Genomic DNA, 17,310 nt, shown 5'->3' on the forward strand with positions numbered 1-17,310 from the left:
GCCTACCAGACCGCCGCCTGACTCCCACTGGCCTCATTCACCTTGACAAATTCCGCGTCGAGGATTTCGGGGTCGAGCGCGGCAACGACTTCCTGTGGTTCTTCGACCTGCCCTGGTACCTGTGGATCCCCCTGGTGCTGATCGCGCTGCTCATGCCGGTGGTGGTCGCGCTGCTGTGGAACCGGGACCGTGAGATCGAGACGGGGAACATCCTCGCGCTGGTCGTCTCCTGGGTCGCCCTTCCGCTCGCCTACTTCGGCTGCTCGGCCGTTCTGCTCGCGCTGGTCTGGACGACCATGCAGGCCGAGATGGGGATGGTGGGCGAGCTCGGCATCAGCGTGGGCCTCGCCCCGTGGACGCCCGTGGTCGCCTTCTTCATCGGACTGCTGGTCGAGGTGCTCGCCCGGTTCGGCGCCCCGTTCGTGGATCGGTTCGTGCCTGGGATGCTCGTGAACTGGTTCCGCCGCTCGGCACGGACGCGCCGCGCCGACGGGACGCCCAGCACGAGACGGCCTTCCCACGGGCACGCACCCACAGGACAGCCTTCCCACGGGCAGGCACCGCAGGGACAGGCGCCGGGCGCTCCGTTCTTCTCGGGGGTCTGAGCCGGACACTGAACCGGGACGCTGATCCGGGAGCCCGATCGGAGAGCAGGCGGTCTGTTGAACTCCGTCGCCCGGGGCACGGCCCTGTGATGGGATGGAGCCCTGCGCGCTCCGTCGTCGGGCACCCAGTTCATCGGGCACCCAGTTCATCGGGCACCCAGTTGTTCGTCAATCGCCCCGTCGGCCGCCCTGTTCGTCCGCCACTCAATCCGTCGGCCGCGCAGTCCGTCTCGTCGGCCCCCAGTTCGTCGGCACCCAGCTCGGGAGTCCCATGATCCAGCCCGTCAACCACCCCGTCGGCCGCCCGCTGATCACGGCAGTGACCGGCACGAACGGCAAGACCAGCGTCGCGACCGCGACCGTGCAGCTGCTGCGCGCGGTGGGATGGCGCACCGCCGGGTACGACTCCACCGGCATCACCGACGTCGAGGGCGCGTTGCACACGGCGCGCCCCCGCCGCTCCCCGGACTACCTCCCCGAGATGATCGATGCCCAGGCCCGGGCCGGTGCACAGGCCTTCTCGCTCGAGGCCTTCGTGGGCATCCTGGCCGACGGGCTCCTCGAGCGGGTCCCGGTCGACGTCGCCGTCTGCACGGGCCTGGAGCGCGACCATCTGGACGTCCACGGCAGCGTCGAGGCGTACTGGGGGGCGAAGCTTTCGCTCTTCGAGCAGCACCTGCGGGCCGACGGGATCGCCGTGATCGCCGCGGACTGCGCCCAGCGGGAGCTGGTCGAGGCGGCTGTGTCCCGGCGCGGGGCACGCCTGCTCGTGGTCGGTGAGGGAGGGGATCTCGCGTTCACGCCGGCGCAGGAGCTCGACGGGCGCGTCACCGGCGTCCTCACCCTCGGGGGAGACGCCTATGCGGCGACGCTGCCCACGGTGCACGCCATCGCGATCACGAACCTGCTGCTCGCCGCAGCGGTCGTCGTCTGTGCCGGGGGAGACCCGGCCGTGGTCGCGACCGCTCTGGCTGACGTCGCCCCGCCGCCGGGCCGGCTCGAGGTGATCGCGAAGCGCCGGGGCGTCACCGCGATGGTGGACACCGCGCACAACCCCGGAGCACTGCGCACCGCCCTCCTCACGGTGCGGGAGCGCACGGAGGGCCGACTCCTGCTGGTGTTCGGTGCCGGTGGGGAGAGGGACCGGGCGAAGCGACCGGAGATGGGCGCCCTCGCCACCGACCTCGCGGATCTGGTGATCCTGACCGACGACAACCCGCGCCGTGAGCCGCCGGGGCGAATCCGCCGCGAGGTGCGTGCCGGGTGCCCCGAGTGCCTGGAGATCCCGCGCCGACGGGACGCGATCATCGCGGCGCTCCTCATGGCCGGCCCTGGGGACACGGTGCTGGTCGCGGGCAAGGGCGACGAGACCGAGCAGCTGGTGGGCACCCGTCGCCTTCCCCACGACGACCGAGCCGTGATCCGCGAGGCGATGCAGTCTCTGTGAGGCACACCGTGCGGCAGCGGACAGCGTGGCGCGGCGCCCGTGAGATGCGGACGCCGCGCACAGGATCAGCTCAGATCACGCCGCTGTCCGGGTCATAGCCCCCATCCGGGTCATAGCCGCCGTCGGGGTCGTACCCACCGTCGGGGTCATAGCCGCCGTCGGGGTCGTACCCACCGTCGGGGTCATAGCCGCCGTCGGGGTCGTAACCCCCATCCGGGTCATAGCCGCCGTCGGGGTCGTACCCACCGTCGGGGTCATAGCCGCCGTCGGGGTCGTACCCACCGTCGGGGTCATAGCCGCCGTCGGGGTCGTAACCCCCATCGGGGTCATAGCCGCTGTCCGGGTCGTAGCCCCCATCCGGGTCGTATCCGGAGTCCACGTCGTAGCCAGCCACAGTTCCTCCTTCGCGTTGTGTGCGGTGCACCACAGAGTCAACGTGGTCGGAGCGCGCCTGGCAAGGCCCCGGACGAGATCGCACAGGGGTGTGTTCGGGCCGTCCCCATCACTCCGGTGTAGGGGGAGCGCTTCATCCGTTGGAGTGATGCGCGCCCCGCCATCTCGTCCCTAACGTCCTCGGTATCACCGAGGAGAGCGATCAATGACCATCATCCAGGCGTCCCGCAGCCCGAGAACCGCGCCGACATCACCCACTGCCGCCACCGGGCGTGACCCGGTGATCGACCTCGTCCGCGCGCTGTGCGTCGTCGCCATCGTGCTGCTCCACGGCCTCCAGATGGGCGTCACCGTGGGGCCGCACGGCCCGGTGCTCGAGTACGCGACCGTCGGGGCGTCCTGGTACCCGCCGGTGACCTGGCTGCTGCAGGTGCTGCCGGTCTTCTTCGTCATCGGCGGCTTCTCCGGGATGCTGGCCTTCCGGCGGCTCCGCGATCGGGGCGGCACCGCGACGGACTTCGTCGTCGGCCGCGTGCACCGCCTCCTGCTGCCCGCCGTGGTCACGATCTCCGTGGTCGCCGTCGTGCTCGCCGTGCTGCAGGTCCGCGGCGTCCCGCCGGAGCTGCTCCTGGAGGCGGGGGTGCGCTACGGCCAGCCGCTGTGGTTCCTCGGCGTGTTCCTGGGCAGCCAGGCTGTCCTGCCCACGCTGCTCCGCGCCCATGAGCGGGCGCCTCTGGGCACTCTTGCCGTGCTCGGGGCAGGCGCCCTGGGCGTCGACGCCCTGCGGAGCCTGACCGGAGTGGACGCCGTCGGCTATGCGAACCTCGCCTTCGTCTGGCTCGCCCTGCAGCAGCTGGGCTTCTTCCTCGCCGAAGGACGCCTCGACGCGCTGCGCCCCGTGACCCGCGTGCGGATCGGTGCGGGAGCGGTCGCGCTCCTGGCCGGAGCGTTCGCGCTCGGGATCTTCTCGCCCGACCTCATCGCGCAGATGAACCCGCCCACCTCGGCCCTGCTCCTGGTCGGCGTCGCGCAGACGGCCGCGTTCACGCTCCTGCGGCCGACGCTCGCAGCATTGATCGCGCGCCCACGCCTCAGCGCGGTCACCGCCTTCGTCACCGCACGCACCATGACGATCTACCTGTGGAACCTGCCGGTTCTGCTGACCATGGCAGGGGTCTCGGCCTATCTCGCCGAGCACGGCGGACTGCTGCTGCCGGATCCCTCCGCAGTGCTGTGGTGGACATTGCGGCCTTCGTGGCTCGTGCTGTCCCTCGTGCTCACCGCCGCCGTGGCCTGGGCGCTCGGAGGCATGGAGCGCCGCCGGCTCCACCACCCCACGACCTCGTCGTCCCGGGCGCAGCAGGCCGTGCTGCTCGCGCTCGCCGGCGTGCTGGTCCCGCTGCTGGCGGGCACCACGGTGCTCACGGCACTGCTGGCCGCGGGGTTGTTCCTGACAGCGCTGTCGAGGGTCCAGGCTCCGCGTGTCTCCCGGGTCCCGCTCGCTTCCAAGGCGCCACAGGCTCCCGCATCACCGCACGTCTCCGGAGCTCCGCAGGTTGCTGGGGCACCGCAGGCTTCTGGGGCTGAGCCGCACGTCGGGACCCTTCAGGTCACGGGCGCTGCCGGTCGATGATCTGCGTGGACGCGACGGGGACGGGCCTGGGCCGGACGCTCCTCGCCTGCGATCCCCCGCGCGTCGCTAGCTCCTCGGGGCCGACAGGATCCGCAGTGCGTGATCGCGCTCCACGCGTCGGCCGAAGGTCTGCACGTCGGCCTCGACCACCCCGCGGTGCTCCGCGACGTAGGTGCGGATCCTGGCGTCGAGAGTGCTCGCCGACGGGGCGTGCACGGCGACCGGCGGATCCAGCACGGCGCCCACGAGCGTCGGCCCCTCGGCGTAGTACACGTACAGCGCATGCTGCACGGGCGGGCCGAAGAGATCCTCCCGGGCCGCCTCCGAGAGGTCGTCGAGGCGGGTGAACAGGGCCCCGTGGGGTGCGGAGTCGTCGGCCCGATGTCTGGCTCCGTGGCGTCCCGTGCCCGCAGGGGCCGTCATCTCGGCGCGGGCGCGGAGCTCGAGAGCTGTCAGCGGGGCGGAGCGGTGGGTGGCGTCGTGTGCTGTCGCATCGTCCTCGTCGAGCATTTATGCCTCCTGGCGGGTGCGGTGGCTCCCAGTATCCGTGTGACGGCGCGGCCGGTCGAGGGCCGCGCCGCACCGGAGGTCATCAGTGCAGGCCAGCGCGCTGCAGGGTGCGGCCGAGCTTGTCTGTGAGCAGCTCGATCGAGCGCTCGTCATGGTCGCGCAGGTGCTCGAGCGCGGCGAGCGCCGTGAGGGCCACGTCCAGCAGCTCCTCCTGCACGTCCGCCTCGGTGTGGGTCACGCCCTTGCGCGGATTCTGGCCCGTGGCGCCGATCTGCGCGGCGACCACCTCGCCGGCCTCCTCGGTGATCTTCGCGAGCCGGGCCCATGTGGCGGCCTCGGGGTCCCGGCCCCGGTTGCCCTCGTCGATCCAGAGGCTGAGCGCGGCGATGCCGTGGGAGAGGTCGGTGCTGTCCATCGCACGAGTCTGCCGCACCTCGTGGAGCGGCGGCCGGGCGGCGTGCCGCGCGGAGGGCAAGGCAGGTCCCGAGGGCGTCGATCAGTCGAGGCAGAACTCGTTGCCCTCCGGGTCCGCGAGGACGAGGAAGCCGATGCTCATCGGTGGTGCGGGCTCATGGCGCGCGAGCCGATGGGCACCGAGCGCGACCAGACGCTCGCAGGCAGTCTCGAGGGCCTCCATCCGTTCCTCCCCGTGCAGGTCCGAGGCGGTGCGCACGTCCAGGTGGACCCGGTTCTTGGCCGTCTTGCCCTCCGGAACCTGCTGGAAGAAGATCCGCGGCCCGGCACCGTCCGGGTCCTCGAGCGCGGAGGCGCTGTTGCGCTGTTCCTCGGGAACGCCGCTTCGCTCGAGGAACTCGTCCCAGGCGACCAGCGGATCCATGCCGTCCTGCAGCTCGACGCCCGGGGGCGGCGGATGGACGAAGCCGAGCACGTCGCGCCAGAAGGTCGAGAGCGAGCGTGGATCGCGGGCGTCGAAGGTGATCTGGATGGTGCTGCTCATGGGGCCCTCCGTCTGAGCGTGGTGGGAGTTCGACACGGGGTTGGAGCGGGAGCTCGTGCGCGAGCTCGGGTTGGGGCTACTGTCCATCACCGCGAGGACAGATGCTGTCCGTTGAGGGAACGAGGTCGGTCCCGTCGCGTCGGTCGGACCGGCTGCAGCGATCGCCGCGTCCGGGCACCGGGCCCGTCGGGCGGACACGGCGCCCGCGGCCTACCCTCATCCCATGCCTTCCCTGCTGTGCCTGGACCTCGGCACCTCTGCCGCCAAAGCCGCCCTCCTCACCCTCGACGGCACGACGAGAGCGCAGGCCAGCAGCGGGTATCCCACGGTCGTCACGGCCGACGGCGGCGCCGAGCAGGACCTGGCCGACTGGCTCCGTGCCGCCCGGGACGCGATCGCGCAGCTGCTGCACGGAACGGACGAGAAGCCCGTCGCCCTCAGCATCACCGGGCAGATGCAGGACCTCGTGCTCCTGACCGAAGGGGACCCCGCTCCCGCGATCCTCTACAGCGACACCCGCGCCGTCGCCGAGGCCGCAGAGATCGGGACGATCCTGCGACGCGAGGGCAGGGACTCAGCAGGCGCGGACTGGGACCAGATCACCGGCAACGAGCAGGACGCGACCAGCTGCGCCGCGATGTTCCGCCGTCTCTCGCGCACCTCGCCGGAGGTCGTCGGCCGCGCCCGGGGCGTCGTCTTCGGCCCGGCGGGTTTCCTCGTGCACGCCCTGGGCCTCGGGGCCTGGTGCGATGCGACCACCGCCTCCGCGACCGGGCTGCTCGACGCCCGGACCCGCCGCTGGAGCGAGCCGGTCGCACGCGCCGCCGGGCTGAGCCGGGCGATGCTGCCGGAGCTGACCAGGGCGACCGGCCAGATCGTCGGCCGTACCGACGAGACCTCTGCTGAGCTGTTGGGCCTGCCCGTCAGGATGCCGGTGATCCTCGCACCGGGGGATGCCGGCGCGACCACGCTGGGGATCGTCGGCCTCGACGCGGGCGACGAGTACGCCTATCTCGGCACCAGCGGATGGCTGGCAGCCGTGGTCCCGGAGGCTCGGAGAGCCGGGGACGGTGCAGGTCGCGAAGGGCTGGGCGACGAGGCGTTCGTCGGCGGTCCGGAGAGTTCGCCGCGCACCGACAGTCCCGTGAGCTCGCCGCGCACCAACGGTCCCGTGAGCGCGCCGCGCACCGACGAACTCGCCCCCGGCGTCTCGCACCACCTGGCCATCGGAGGGCGAGACGACTCTGTCGCCTCGCCCTCCGTGTCCTCGTTCCCCTCCACCTCGTCCTCCTCCCCGTCGCCCTGCTCGCCTCCGTCACCCTCCGCGTCTCCGCGCACCCTGAGGATCTCGGCCCTGCGTGCCGCCGGCGTGGCGGCGGAGTGGGCACGGGGAGCACTGCTGTCCGGGATCACGCCCGAAGAGGCCGATGAGCTGCTCGAACACCGCGAGGGGGAGCACGGTCGCGGACCCACGGGACTGCTCGCACTGCCGTCGATCCATGGGGAGCGCTACCCGGTGCGCGAGCCGGATCTGCGCGCGGCGATCATCGGCATGGGTCCGAGCACCGGCGCGATCGACATGTACGCGGCCGTGCTCGAGGGCGTTGCGCACGCACTCGCCCATGCCGCCGTCGAGAGCGCGGCCGCTGCGAGCGGCTCCGCGGTGGATGCTGGCCCAGCATCCCCGGCATCCCCCGCCTCGCCTCTTTCACCTGCTGTGTCATCGTCCGCCTCGAGGCCGCTGGCCGTCGCGGGGGGAGGCGCCTCCTCCGAGCCGTGGCTGCGGATCCTGGCCGACGTCATGGGCCGCCCCATGCGCGTCGTCGAGGACGCCGACGCGGCGCTGCTGGGATGCGCCCTCGCAGCGGCCGACGCCCTGCAGCTCGAGCACACGATGCGCCCCCTCGCCGAACGGGAGGGCGGCCGCACCGTGGATCCGGACCCGTCGGCCGTACGCCGTCACGCCCGCTTCCGCCGCGGCCACCGCGCTCTGTATCGGGCCGTCGCCGAGGTGGGCGCACTGCGCTGAACCGTGCGTGCGCTGCACCGCGTGCGCCCTACCGCGTGCGCCGCACCGCGGGTGCTGATCCGTGCGTGCCGAACCATGCGTGCCGAACCGCGCGTCCAACGGCCCCCACGCCACCTCCGCGGGATTCTCTCCGGAAAGTCACTGCGAACCCTCGAGGTCAACTAATTGGGGAGGAAAGGTCTCTCCAGATGCACTGCGCAGGTGAGCGGCAGATCTCCCCGACCTGCCACGATGGTGAAAACGATGACCGGTCGGTAGTTTCCTTGAAGTTATCCACAATTCTCGAAGAGACTTTCGATTGCGGCAGGCTTCCTGGACGATGGAACCATGCTGATGCCGACACCGCCAGAACCCGCCGAGGGGCCCACGAGCCCATCGGCGCATCTGGCTGAGCTGCATGCCGGCGGCCCGCGGGCGATGGCCGAATTCCTCGGCGACGTCGGCTTCCTCCTCGGCTCGATCGCCTCTGGTCCCGAGGCGATGTTCGCGGTGGAGGAACGCGGGCGGGACACCTTCGTGCATCTTCTGCGCAGCGTGCAGGAGGTGCGCGCCGCCCTCGACACGGTCGAGGCGCGGACCCTGGTCTCCATCGGGGACGCGACCAGGCACGAGCAGGTTCGCAGTGCGCAGGATTCCGTGGGCCATGAGCTCTCCGCGATGCCTCCGCTCGAGGAGCTGCACGGCAGGGCTGACGGAAAGACCCGTCGGGACATCTCGCTCATGACCAGGAGATCCCCGTCGGGCGCCGGGCGCACCATGGCCTCCGCGCGGCGGCTCGTGGAGTCCATGCCCACCCTGCTCGAGGCGATGGCGTCGGGGCAGGCCGCAACGGACTCCGTCTACGCGGCCGCCGAGGCGACCGGTGTTCTGGATGATGATCAGCGCGCGCAGGTCGATGCGCTCCTCGGGGAGCGCCTGCCGGACCTCGACGGAGCGGGCACGCGGCGATGGAAGCAGGCTGTCGCGCTGGCAATCGGGGGCCTGGATCCCGAGGGCGAGGCGCTCCGGCACCGCCGCGCCCGGAAGCAGCGCCACGTCACCTTCACCCCCGGTGCCCACGGGATGGCCACGATCAGCGCCTATATGCCGGCGATCGAAGCGCGCCTCATCCACAAGAGGCTGACGCTCGAGGCCGAGCGGCGTGTGGTCGCCGGGAAGAAGGGTCCGCATGGCGCGCACATGGCCGATGTGCTGCACGATGCCGTGCTCGCGCCCGAGAACGGCGCAGGACAGGTGACGCTCGATGTCGGCGTGATCATCACCGACCGAGCGCTCTTCCACCCAGGCAGCGGAGACGTCGCCCAGATCGAGGGATACGGCGCAGTCCCGGCGGACGCGGTCCGTGCCCAGTTGCTCGCCGTCACGGCGGATCCCGCCCACTCCCAGGAGGACCCGTTCGGTGCAGACGGCCCCGCGATCCGTGCGGTGATCCGCCGGCTGTACACACACCCCGCCACCGGTGAGCTGGTCGCCAAGGACTCCCGCGCCCGAGCCTTCCCAGCGGCCATGGCTCGCTTCCTGACCTGGCGCGATACGTCCTGCAGAGGGCCCTTCTGCAATGCCTCGATCCGTCAGCACGACCATGTCACTCCCTCTGCACGAGGCGGCCCCACGAGCTTGGACAACGGGCAGGACGCCTGCGCGCACTGCAACCAGAAGGAGGAGGACGCGCTCGCCGTGGAGCGCGTCGAGGATCCTGAGCGGCCGGGCCATCGCGTCGCCTGGACCGGGTACGGCGGCACGACGCGGACCACGACCCCGTCCCCGCTCATCGAGCCGGAGCGCAGCACCTGGCGTGATGCGACGGGCGGCTCCCGCATGGCCGATCCGGCACCGGACGGCGCCAGCACAGCCGACGCGACTCCGGACGACGAGTGCGGTGAGGACCCGCCCTGAACGAGGGGTGATCCGACAGGCCAATCTCAGTAGGCTGATGCGATGATCCGACACACCGTCTCCTTCACCCTCGTGCACGCTCCCGATTCCGCGGAGGAGCACGAGTTCCTCACCAGCGCACCGGCCCTGCTGCGCGCGATCGACGGGGTGCAGGACTTCGTCGTCTCCCGGCAGGTCAGCCCGAAGAGCAGCTACCGCTTCCAGTTCGCGATGAGCTTCGAGGATCAGGCCGCCTACGCCGCCTACGACCAGAGCGACGCCCACCAGGAGTTCGTCGCCACCCGGTGGCAGAGCGAGGTCACCGAGTTCGAAGAGCTCGACTTCGTCGCCTACCCCTGATGAACCCAGGCGGTCGGGACTCGCTGGGAACGGCACGGACGGAGCTGCGCCCGATGCGCGAGACCGTGCGCGGGCGAAAGATGCTGTGGGAACGGATCTCGCTCGCCATCTTGACCCTGCTGGCCCTCGGGGCCGCGCTGGTGCTGATCGTGGTGGGGGCGCTTCGCGCCGACGGTGCTCTGGCCATCACGGGAGTCGTCGTCGGTGTGGTGTGTGTGCCGATGTTCGCCTACGTCGCACTGCTGGCAGTCGGCGCATTGCGCACCACGGTCACGGTGCACGACGAGGGCCTGTCTCTGCGGCAGACCTGGGGCGCTCGCCCTGTCGTCCTCTGGCGCGATGTCCGCGCCGTCGAACCCGCGCGCGCCGCGCACGGCTCGTGCCGCGTCGCCGTGCACCAGCGCAGCGGCGAGATCGTCATGCCTGACCGGCTGAACCTCCTGCTTCCCGGCGGGACCGCCGACGAACTCGCCCAGCACCCCGACGTGCAGACCGTGGTGGAGCACTACGTGCGATGGTGCGAGCTCCACGGCGTGCCGCCCCGGTTCGCCGCCTGATCCCGTCCGGCCAACGGCCCTGCCCCATACCGGTACAGGCACCGGCCCTCCCCTCGGTGATGAGGAGAGGGCCGGTGCCTGTGCGTGAGAGCCTGGCCGATGCGCCGTCGGACCAGGGCTCCGGGGCCTGCTCAGGACTTCACAGCGCCCTGGGTGAGACCGGAGATCACCCACTTCTGGGTGAGGATGTAGACCACGACCGCTGGAGCCATCGCCATCAGGTACGACGCGAAGGCGATGTTGTAATTGTTGCTGAACTGGGTCTGGAACATCTGCTGCAGCACAGGGAGCGTCTGCAGCTCGGGATTCGTGGTGATCAGGCTCGGCATCATGAAGTCGTTCCACGAGCCCAGGAACGCGAAGATCCCCACCGTGGCGGACATCGGCGCGAGCAGCGGGAAGATCAGCCGCGCGAAGACCTGCCAGGTGGTGGCGCCGTCCACCCGCATCGACTCCTCGAGCGAGAGGGGGATGGAGCGCAGGAACGCCGTGAACAGCAGCGTGTTGAACGCGAGCGCGAACACGATGTGCAGGATCGCCACGCCGAGCGGGTTGTCCAGCCCCACGATGCCGGTCAGCTTCACCTGCGGCAGCGCCACCACCGGGAACGGGATGAACATCGCGGCCAGCAGGTAGAAGAACGACCAGCGGAACAGCCGACGGTCCCAGTTGCGCACGATCGCGAACGCGGCGAGCGAGGAGATGAGGATCTCTCCGGCCACGGAGATCGCCGTGATGAAGGCGGAGATCGCCAGGCCGCGCGGGAAGTTCGTCAGCTGCCAGGCCTCACGGAACCCCTCGAGGGAGAAGGGCGCGGGCAGGGAGAATGCGGAGCCGTCGACGGCCTGAGCGGTCGTCTTCAGCGACATGTTCACGGTGACCAGCAGCGGGACCAGCACCGCGAGCGAGCACACGATGAGGATCGCGGTGAGCGGCCAGTTGAAGCGGTCGGTGCCGATCCCGCTGCGCCGGCCCGGGCGGCGCGTGGACGGCGTGCGTCCCGACGCTCCGGAGGTGGACCGATCCGAGGCGGGGGTGGAGGAGACAGGGGTGGAGGACTGGGTGGTGCTCATGCTCCGAAGCTCGCTTTCCCGGCGGTGAGCCGCAGCTGGAGGCCGGCAAGGATGATGGTGATCAGGAAGAACACCGCGGCGTTCGCCATCTGATAGCCGTAGTCGCCGCCGCCGAAGCCCTTGAAGATCGACATCGCGATGGACGTGGTGGCGGTGCCCGGACCGCCGTCGGTGAGGCCCACGATCACGTCGTAGGCGTTGAGGAAGCCCTTGAAGCCCAGGATCGTGTTGATGAGGATGAAGCCGGAGACCATCGGCAAGGTGATGCGCCGCAGTCGCTGCCATCCCGAGGCACCGTCGATCGCGGCCGCTTCGTACAGCTCGGCCGGGATCGTGACCAGGCCGGCGATGTAGATGAGCATCGCGCCGGGGATCGCGGACCAGGCCGTCACGATCACGATGCCGAGCCAGGCCAGGTTCTCGTTGGCGAGGATCGACTCCGAGAGCACCCCGATGCCGAGCGTCTGGCCCAGGGCGGGCAGCGAGTTCGACAGCAGGAACTTGAAGACGAACGCGATGATGATCCCCGAGATGACCATCGGGATCACGAAGATGGTGCGCAGCGCCGTCTGGAAGCGGATCTTCGCGGTGAGCATGACCGCGAGGGCGAAGGCGATGATGTTCACGACGATCACCGTGATCAGGGCGAAGCCCAGCGTGAACACATAGGCGCTGAGGATGTTCGGGTCCTGGAACAGCGCGATGTAGTTGCGCAGTCCGATGAACTCGTAGTCCCCGAAGCCCACGGAGTTCGTGAAGCTGTAGAAGAAGCCGACGACGGCCGGCAGCGTGATCACCAGGGTGAAGATCACCAGGGCGGGGAAGAGGAAGGCGTAGTAGACCGGGTCGACCTTGCGTCGGGGTCGGCTCTGCACGGGGGCGGGGGAGTCCGCTGGGCGAGCGGCAGGCTCGCCCTCACGGGTCCTCGGGGCGGGAGATGTCTGCGCTGACATGGTGGGCGTCCTTGGGGTCGACGGCGGATGGGCCGCTCAGGCGCGGTAGGCGAGCCGGGCGAAGTCGGAATCGATCTGAGCGAGGATCGGCTCAGGATCCGCTCCGAACACGATCGACTGGAGATAGTTCGGGAACGGGATCGTGGGCGGCACGAACTGCGAGGCACCCATGTAGAAGCGGCCGTCGTCGTAGTACGGCTGCATCTCGGAGATGCGCGGATCGCTCACCTTCGGCGCGTCATCCGTGGTGGAGAACGCCAGGGCCAGCTCGTTGTAGGGGAACTGGATCTCCGGGAGCATCAGGTGCTGGAGGAACTCCCGGGCGCCTTCCTTCTCGTCGGCCTGCTCCGGGATCCACAGCGACAGGTCGATGTTCACGCGGATCTTCAGATCCTCGGGATCATCCGTCGCCGGAAGCGGGAACGATCCCAGCTCGACGTCCGTGCCGGCCTTCTCGATCTCCACCAGCGCCCAGGGGCCCTGGAGGTACATGGCGGCCTCGCCCTTCGCCATCGCCGTGTTGCCGTCGCCGTAGCTGCGGCTGGAGGCGTCCTCGTTGAAGTAGGGCAGCAGTTCGAGCATCTGCTGGACCGGCTCGAGCAGGGTCTTCTGGAACGACACCTCGGAATCGGGGCCGACGTCCTCGCCGATCTCGTTGAGCTGGGTGAAGAACTCCCGCACGTCGACCCGGCCGCCGATGACGTAGTCGAACAGTCCCTGCGTGATCGTCCACAGCTCGGGGAAGGTGCCGTAGATCGGGGTGACGTCGGCGGCGAGCAGGTCCTCGCACACCGAGAGCAGCTCGTCCCAGGTGGTGGGGACCTCCAGGCCGTTGTCCGCGAAGATCTGCTTGTTGTAGATGACGGAGGAGGCCGCGACGGAGTAGGGGATCACGCTGGTGCGCCCCTCGTACCCGGGGTACCAGTCCACCAGGTCCAGCACGTCGTCGCGGACCATGCCGGCCTCGGGGAGGTCCGAGAGGTCCGACAGGGCGCCGCGCGCCATGAAGCGGTTCATGTCGAGGTTGTAGTTCTGCAGGGCGAGATCCGGCGGGTTGGAGCGCACGAACCCGGCCTGCAGGTTCGTCGCCACATCGTGGATGTAGGTGTAGTCCGACTGCTCGGCGTTGAACTCGCTGACCAGCTCGCGGAAGTGCGAGATCACCTCGCGCTTGGACTGGTAGAAGGTCACGCGTGAGCGGCCCGATGAGCTGCAGCCCGCGAGCCCGCCGGTGGCGAGCACGCCGGCGGCGCCGGCTCCCGCGGTGAGCAGGGAGCGACGGGTCGGGCGACCGGTGCTGAAGGGTCTGGGTGACAACGGTGTCTCCTCGGCGGCATCGCAACTGGTAAATTCAGTTGCTAGATTTAATGCTTGGAGAAAGTATGGTTGGCGTCACAGCGGACGTCAAGGAGGTGGGTGCAGGTGGGCATGAACGTGTCGACGAGCGTGCTGCGTCGTCTCAACATCGAGGCGCTGCTGCGCCACGCGTTCACCTCCGGGACCTTCACCGCCGCCGAGGCCATGGATGCCACGAGCCTGACCCGAGCGACGGTGCTGGGACTGTGCGACGAGCTCACGGCGGCAGGCTGGATCGAGGAGGTCGAGGACAGCCGCACCGCAGGCCTCTCGCGTCGCGGCCGGCCGGCGCGCCGTCACCGCCTGCGCAGCGGTGCCGGGCTCGTGATCGGCGTCGACGCCGGGCGCAGCGGCTACCGCGCGATGGCCGCGGACCTGCGCGGAACGGTCCTCGCCACCGGTCGGCGAGAGCTCGATCCGGATGTCGTGGACCGCGAGCTGCGCATCAGCACCGTCCAGGATCTGGTGCGGGAGGTGCGCGAGGCGTCGGCCTCTGCGGCGCCCCTGCTCGTCACCGTGATCGGGATCCCGGCACCCGTCGACACCCGGGGGAGATCCCCGATCGACGTGGGCACCTTCTGGCGCCTGATGAACTCAGGCTTCCCCGAGCACCTCGCCGGCCGCGTCGTCGTGGAGAACGATGCGAACCTCAGCGCCCTGGCCGAGCACGGGCTGCACCCTGAGGCGAACATGGCCGCGCTGCTCGTGGGGGAGCGGGTCGGGGCCGGACTCATCGTCGACGGGCGTCTTCTGCACGGTGCGCTGGGCGGCGCGGGCGAGATGCGCTTCCTCGAGACGGTGCTCCAGGACGACATCGGCGCCGAGGGCGTGGGGTCGCTCGCTCGCCGCTGGACGCGCGAGGGCCTCGCCGCCGGGCGCGAGTCCCCCCTGCTCGCGGCGCTGCCTGCCGAGAGCCTCACCGCGGTCGACGTGTTCGCCGCCGCGCAGGCCGGGGACGCCCTCGCCCGGGACGTCCTGGACCGGATCGGTGAGCGCATCGCGCGGATCGCCGCCATCCTCGTGAGCCTGCTCGGCATCGAACGGATCGTCCTGGCCGGCGCCGTCGCCTCCTCCCTGGAGCCCGTGCTGGTCCGGGCCCGGGAGGTGCTCCCGGACATCGCCTACGCGCCGTTTCCCGAGCTGGTCGCGAGCGGTCTCGGACGCGACGCCGTCGTGCGCGGGGCGATCGAGCACGCCCTCTCGTGCCTGCGGGAGGACCCTCTGGAGCTCCTCGAGCTCCTCGAGCCCGCCGAGCTACCTGACAGTCCGTAGATCTCCTCGCCCCCTCGCAGGAGGGGGCGGGCACCCTTCGCACACGGTCCGGGACCTCCGGCCGACGCGAAGACCACCGAAGACCACCGAAGACCACCGATGAGAGGACCACGCACGATGACCGATGCACTTCAGACAGACGCCGCAGCACAGGGGAGCGACCGCCGACTGCGCGTCGGCGTGATCGGGCTGGGCTGGGCCGGCCAGCAGCACGTCGCCGCCTACGCCGCCGATCCCACCGTCGAGCTCGCCGCGCTCTCCGCGATGGAGGAGCACCTCCTGGCTCAGTTCGGCGACCTGCACGACGTGCCCGGCCGGTACCAGGACTGGCAGCAGATGATCGCCGAGGCCGACCTCGACGCCGTCTCCATCGCCACCCCGACGTTCCTGCACGCCCCGATGGCGATCGCCGCCCTCGAGGCAGGCCTGCACGTGATCACCGAGAAGCCGATGGCGGAGAGCGCCGACTCCGCCGCTCGCATGGTCGAGGCCGCGAACCGCGCCGGGCGCGTGCTGGACGTGTCCTTCAACCACCGCCAGCGCGGGGACGTCACCGCGCTCAAGCAGGTCGTGGACTCCGGCGTGCTCGGCTCGCTCTACTACGCCAAGACCGGCTGGATCCGCCGCCAGGGGATCCCGGGCCTGGGCACCTGGTTCACCAAGGCGAAGAGCTCCGGCGGCGGCGCCATGATGGACATCGGCATCCACATGCTCGACATGGCCCTGCACCTGATGGGCGAGCCGGAGGTGACCGCGGGGTCGGCCTCCACCCACGCCGAGTTCGGCCCGCTAGGCCGCGGCGGTTCCGGCTTCGGCATCTCCCAGGTCGAGGAGGGCGTGCCCTTCGAGGTCGAGGACCTCGCCACGGCCTTCCTGCGCCTCGAGGGCGGCGGCACGCTGCTGCTGGAGTCGAGCTGGGCGCAGTGGATCCCGCACGACCTCTGCTACGTCACGCTCTATGGGGCCGACGGCGGCGCCACCATCGAGTGGGGCGGGCCCGAGGGGCCCAGCATCACCGTGTGGACCGAGGTCGCCGGGATGCCGGCCGTGCTGGAGCCCGTCGTCGGCGAGGACGGCCGCCACGCCGCCGCCGTCGCCGGCTTCCTGCAGAAGGTGCGCTCGGACAGCTGGGCCGAGCACAACGGGGCGCTCGCCCTGCGCCGCGCCGAGGTCATCGACGCCTGCTACGCCTCCGCGAAGGCCGGGGCCGAGGTCGCGATCGGGGCCTGATCCTCTGCGGGCTGGGCCCGCCGAGCCTCACGAGCACACGGCACGGGCCGATCGCGAACAGACGCGATCGGCCCGTGCCGTGCGTGGTGGGGCGAGTGGTGGTGCGAGGGGAGCCCTCAGCCCTCCTCGACCTCCGGCAGGACATCCGGGTTTTCCTCGAGCCATTTGTCGATGGCCTCAGCTTCCTTGCCATCGCCGAACTCGTTGACGACGAGGTCCTCGAGGGAGTTGTACTGCTTGTCATCCAGCTTGATGCCGCCGATGAACTCCGCGGCGTCCGCGAAGTCGTCGCCGAAGCCCGTGCGGGCCAGGAAGTGCAGGCCCTCCTTGTCGCCCATTGCGCCCTCGGGATCCTCGAGGTCGCGCACGGGGAAGGCCGAGTTCGCCCAGAACGGGCGCCACAGGGTGACCACGATGTCGGTCTCCGCCTCGGTCGCCTTCTTCAGCTCGCTGAGCATGGCGGTGGTCGAGGAGGTGACCAGCTCGTACTCGCCCTCGAGCTCGTAAGTCGGCATCATCGAGTCCTGGGTGACCCCGGTCAGACCGGCGCCGGGCTCGATGCCGATGATCTTGCCGCCGAACATGTCGGCATTGCCCTTGAGATCGGCGATCGACGTGATGTCGGTGTAGTCCGGAACGGCGATGGTCAGCACTGCGCTGCCGTAGTACGTGGCGAGATCATCGATGTCCTCGCCGTACTTCTCCATGTACTCCTTGTGCGTGACCTCCGGCCACGCCGAGGGGTACACGTCGATGTCGCCCTTGGCGAGTGCGGCGTAGAGAGCAGCGGGCTCGCTGATCTCTTGGTGCTCGACGTTGTAGCCCATGGCCTGCAGGCGGTTGTCGAGCAGGTAGGCGGTGCTCAGCCCATCGGTCCAGGAGGGGACGTAGCCCAGGGTGATGGTCTCGCCGGTGTCGGCGCCACCGGTGCTCGCATTGTCCGAGCAGGCCGCGAGGCCGAGCCCCATGAGACCGGCCGAGCCGACGAGGGCGGAGCGGCGCGTGAGCGGGCGGGAGATGGGGGTGCGTGCGGTGTGCATTTCAAATTCTCCTTCGATC

16 protein-coding genes and 1 pseudogene are annotated in these 17,310 nt (G+C 70.3%); 9 read left to right on the forward strand and 8 right to left on the reverse strand.

From position 1 onward, the window contains the following. Together INT49_RS05435 and INT49_RS05440 are read left to right on the forward strand one after the other, a co-directional pair. Positions 1–605, forward strand: a pseudogene (locus tag INT49_RS05435) (hypothetical protein); the annotation flags it as partial. A 271-nt stretch (positions 606–876) separates the two neighbouring features. After that, on the forward strand, positions 877–2,052 hold the full coding sequence (locus INT49_RS05440; protein ID WP_193116709.1) for a Mur ligase family protein: 1,176 nt from the start codon (positions 877–879) through the stop codon (positions 2,050–2,052). A 70-nt stretch (positions 2,053–2,122) separates the two neighbouring features. Here the strand turns inward: INT49_RS05440 and INT49_RS05445 are convergent, their stop codons facing one another. Continuing rightward, entirely contained in the window at positions 2,123–2,446 is a 324-nt protein-coding gene (locus INT49_RS05445; protein ID WP_193116710.1) for a hypothetical protein, read from the reverse strand. Between the two features lie 204 nt (positions 2,447–2,650). Between INT49_RS05445 and INT49_RS05450 the strand changes: the two genes are divergently transcribed. After that, positions 2,651–4,078, forward strand: a complete 1,428-nt coding sequence (locus tag INT49_RS05450; RefSeq protein WP_193116711.1) for an acyltransferase family protein — start codon at positions 2,651–2,653, stop codon at positions 4,076–4,078. A gap of 66 nt (positions 4,079–4,144) precedes the next feature. Here the strand turns inward: INT49_RS05450 and INT49_RS05455 are convergent, their stop codons facing one another. The 3 genes from INT49_RS05455 to INT49_RS05465 form a co-directional block, all read right to left on the reverse strand. Then, complete coding sequence (locus tag INT49_RS05455) at positions 4,145–4,588, reverse strand: hypothetical protein (RefSeq protein WP_193116712.1); 444 nt, start codon at positions 4,586–4,588, stop codon at positions 4,145–4,147. Positions 4,589–4,670: 82 nt separating this feature from the next. Beyond that, a complete protein-coding gene (locus INT49_RS05460; RefSeq protein WP_193116713.1) occupies positions 4,671–5,003 on the reverse strand; it encodes a MazG-like family protein in 333 nt (110 codons plus the stop codon). An 81-nt stretch (positions 5,004–5,084) separates the two neighbouring features. Next, entirely contained in the window at positions 5,085–5,546 is a 462-nt protein-coding gene (locus tag INT49_RS05465; RefSeq protein WP_193116714.1) for a VOC family protein, read from the reverse strand. Positions 5,547–5,769: 223 nt separating this feature from the next. Here INT49_RS05465 and INT49_RS05470 point away from each other — a divergent pair, with 223 nt between their 5' ends. The 4 genes from INT49_RS05470 (at position 5,770) to INT49_RS05485 (ending at position 10,367) form a co-directional block, all read left to right on the forward strand. Beyond that, the gene (locus tag INT49_RS05470) at positions 5,770–7,575 is read left to right on the forward strand and encodes an FGGY family carbohydrate kinase (protein WP_193116715.1); all 1,806 of its coding nucleotides are present in this window, start codon (positions 5,770–5,772) and stop codon (positions 7,573–7,575) included. A gap of 327 nt (positions 7,576–7,902) precedes the next feature. Beyond that, the gene (locus tag INT49_RS05475) at positions 7,903–9,471 is read left to right on the forward strand and encodes an HNH endonuclease (RefSeq protein ID WP_193116716.1); all 1,569 of its coding nucleotides are present in this window, start codon (positions 7,903–7,905) and stop codon (positions 9,469–9,471) included. A 42-nt stretch (positions 9,472–9,513) separates the two neighbouring features. Then, positions 9,514–9,810, forward strand: a complete 297-nt coding sequence (locus INT49_RS05480) for a Dabb family protein (RefSeq protein WP_193116717.1) — start codon at positions 9,514–9,516, stop codon at positions 9,808–9,810. Continuing rightward, a complete protein-coding gene (locus INT49_RS05485) occupies positions 9,810–10,367 on the forward strand; it encodes a hypothetical protein (RefSeq protein WP_193116718.1) in 558 nt (185 codons plus the stop codon). Before INT49_RS05480 ends, INT49_RS05485 begins: the two co-directional genes overlap by 1 nt. Before the next feature lie 131 nt (positions 10,368–10,498). On the opposite strand, the gene INT49_RS05490 is transcribed toward INT49_RS05485, so the two are convergent. The 3 genes from INT49_RS05490 to INT49_RS05500 are packed head-to-tail and all read right to left on the reverse strand — an operon-like array spanning position 10,499 to position 13,710. Then, positions 10,499–11,440: a carbohydrate ABC transporter permease gene (locus INT49_RS05490; protein ID WP_193116719.1), complete on the reverse strand. Its 942-nt coding sequence runs from the start codon at positions 11,438–11,440 to the stop codon at positions 10,499–10,501. After that, positions 11,437–12,393: a carbohydrate ABC transporter permease gene (locus INT49_RS05495; RefSeq protein WP_193116720.1), complete on the reverse strand. Its 957-nt coding sequence runs from the start codon at positions 12,391–12,393 to the stop codon at positions 11,437–11,439. The genes INT49_RS05490 and INT49_RS05495 overlap by 4 nt, the downstream gene beginning before the upstream one ends. A 36-nt stretch (positions 12,394–12,429) precedes the next feature. Next, entirely contained in the window at positions 12,430–13,710 is a 1,281-nt protein-coding gene (locus INT49_RS05500) for an ABC transporter substrate-binding protein (RefSeq protein WP_193116721.1), read from the reverse strand. 111 nt (positions 13,711–13,821) lie between these two features. Between INT49_RS05500 and INT49_RS05505 the strand changes: the two genes are divergently transcribed. Continuing rightward, positions 13,822–15,021 (forward strand): ROK family protein, encoded by a 1,200-nt coding sequence (locus INT49_RS05505; RefSeq protein WP_193116722.1) that lies wholly within the window; start codon positions 13,822–13,824, stop codon positions 15,019–15,021. 117 nt (positions 15,022–15,138) lie between these two features. Continuing rightward, on the forward strand, positions 15,139–16,251 hold the full coding sequence (locus INT49_RS05510) for a Gfo/Idh/MocA family protein (protein WP_193116723.1): 1,113 nt from the start codon (positions 15,139–15,141) through the stop codon (positions 16,249–16,251). Positions 16,252–16,367: 116 nt separating this feature from the next. Here INT49_RS05510 and INT49_RS05515 read toward each other — a convergent pair whose 3' ends face one another. Further along, the gene (locus INT49_RS05515) at positions 16,368–17,291 is read right to left on the reverse strand and encodes a glycine betaine ABC transporter substrate-binding protein (protein ID WP_193116724.1); all 924 of its coding nucleotides are present in this window, start codon (positions 17,289–17,291) and stop codon (positions 16,368–16,370) included. Positions 17,292–17,310: the final 19 nt, after the last annotated feature.

The organism is Brachybacterium tyrofermentans, assembly GCF_014897585.1.
In the GTDB taxonomy this organism is placed as follows: domain Bacteria; phylum Actinomycetota; class Actinomycetes; order Actinomycetales; family Dermabacteraceae; genus Brachybacterium; species Brachybacterium tyrofermentans.

What these genes read in the sequence shown, in the direction of transcription:
- INT49_RS05485 (WP_193116718.1), top strand. Translation starts at nt 9,810, where the DNA reads ATGAACCCAGGCGGTCGGGACTCGCTGGGAACGGCACGGACGGAGCTG.
- INT49_RS05510 (WP_193116723.1), top strand. Translation starts at nt 15,139, where the DNA reads ATGACCGATGCACTTCAGACAGACGCCGCAGCACAGGGGAGCGACCGC.
- INT49_RS05495 (WP_193116720.1), bottom strand. Translation starts at nt 12,393, where the DNA reads ATGTCAGCGCAGACATCTCCCGCCCCGAGGACCCGTGAGGGCGAGCCT.
- INT49_RS05505 (WP_193116722.1), top strand. Translation starts at nt 13,822, where the DNA reads ATGAACGTGTCGACGAGCGTGCTGCGTCGTCTCAACATCGAGGCGCTG.
- INT49_RS05490 (WP_193116719.1), bottom strand. Translation starts at nt 11,440, where the DNA reads ATGAGCACCACCCAGTCCTCCACCCCTGTCTCCTCCACCCCCGCCTCG.
- INT49_RS05460 (WP_193116713.1), bottom strand. Translation starts at nt 5,003, where the DNA reads ATGGACAGCACCGACCTCTCCCACGGCATCGCCGCGCTCAGCCTCTGG.
- INT49_RS05465 (WP_193116714.1), bottom strand. Translation starts at nt 5,546, where the DNA reads ATGAGCAGCACCATCCAGATCACCTTCGACGCCCGCGATCCACGCTCG.
- INT49_RS05440 (WP_193116709.1), top strand. Translation starts at nt 877, where the DNA reads ATGATCCAGCCCGTCAACCACCCCGTCGGCCGCCCGCTGATCACGGCA.
- INT49_RS05515 (WP_193116724.1), bottom strand. Translation starts at nt 17,291, where the DNA reads ATGCACACCGCACGCACCCCCATCTCCCGCCCGCTCACGCGCCGCTCC.
- INT49_RS05450 (WP_193116711.1), top strand. Translation starts at nt 2,651, where the DNA reads ATGACCATCATCCAGGCGTCCCGCAGCCCGAGAACCGCGCCGACATCA.
- INT49_RS05475 (WP_193116716.1), top strand. Translation starts at nt 7,903, where the DNA reads ATGCTGATGCCGACACCGCCAGAACCCGCCGAGGGGCCCACGAGCCCA.
- INT49_RS05480 (WP_193116717.1), top strand. Translation starts at nt 9,514, where the DNA reads ATGATCCGACACACCGTCTCCTTCACCCTCGTGCACGCTCCCGATTCC.
- INT49_RS05455 (WP_193116712.1), bottom strand. Translation starts at nt 4,588, where the DNA reads ATGCTCGACGAGGACGATGCGACAGCACACGACGCCACCCACCGCTCC.
- INT49_RS05470 (WP_193116715.1), top strand. Translation starts at nt 5,770, where the DNA reads ATGCCTTCCCTGCTGTGCCTGGACCTCGGCACCTCTGCCGCCAAAGCC.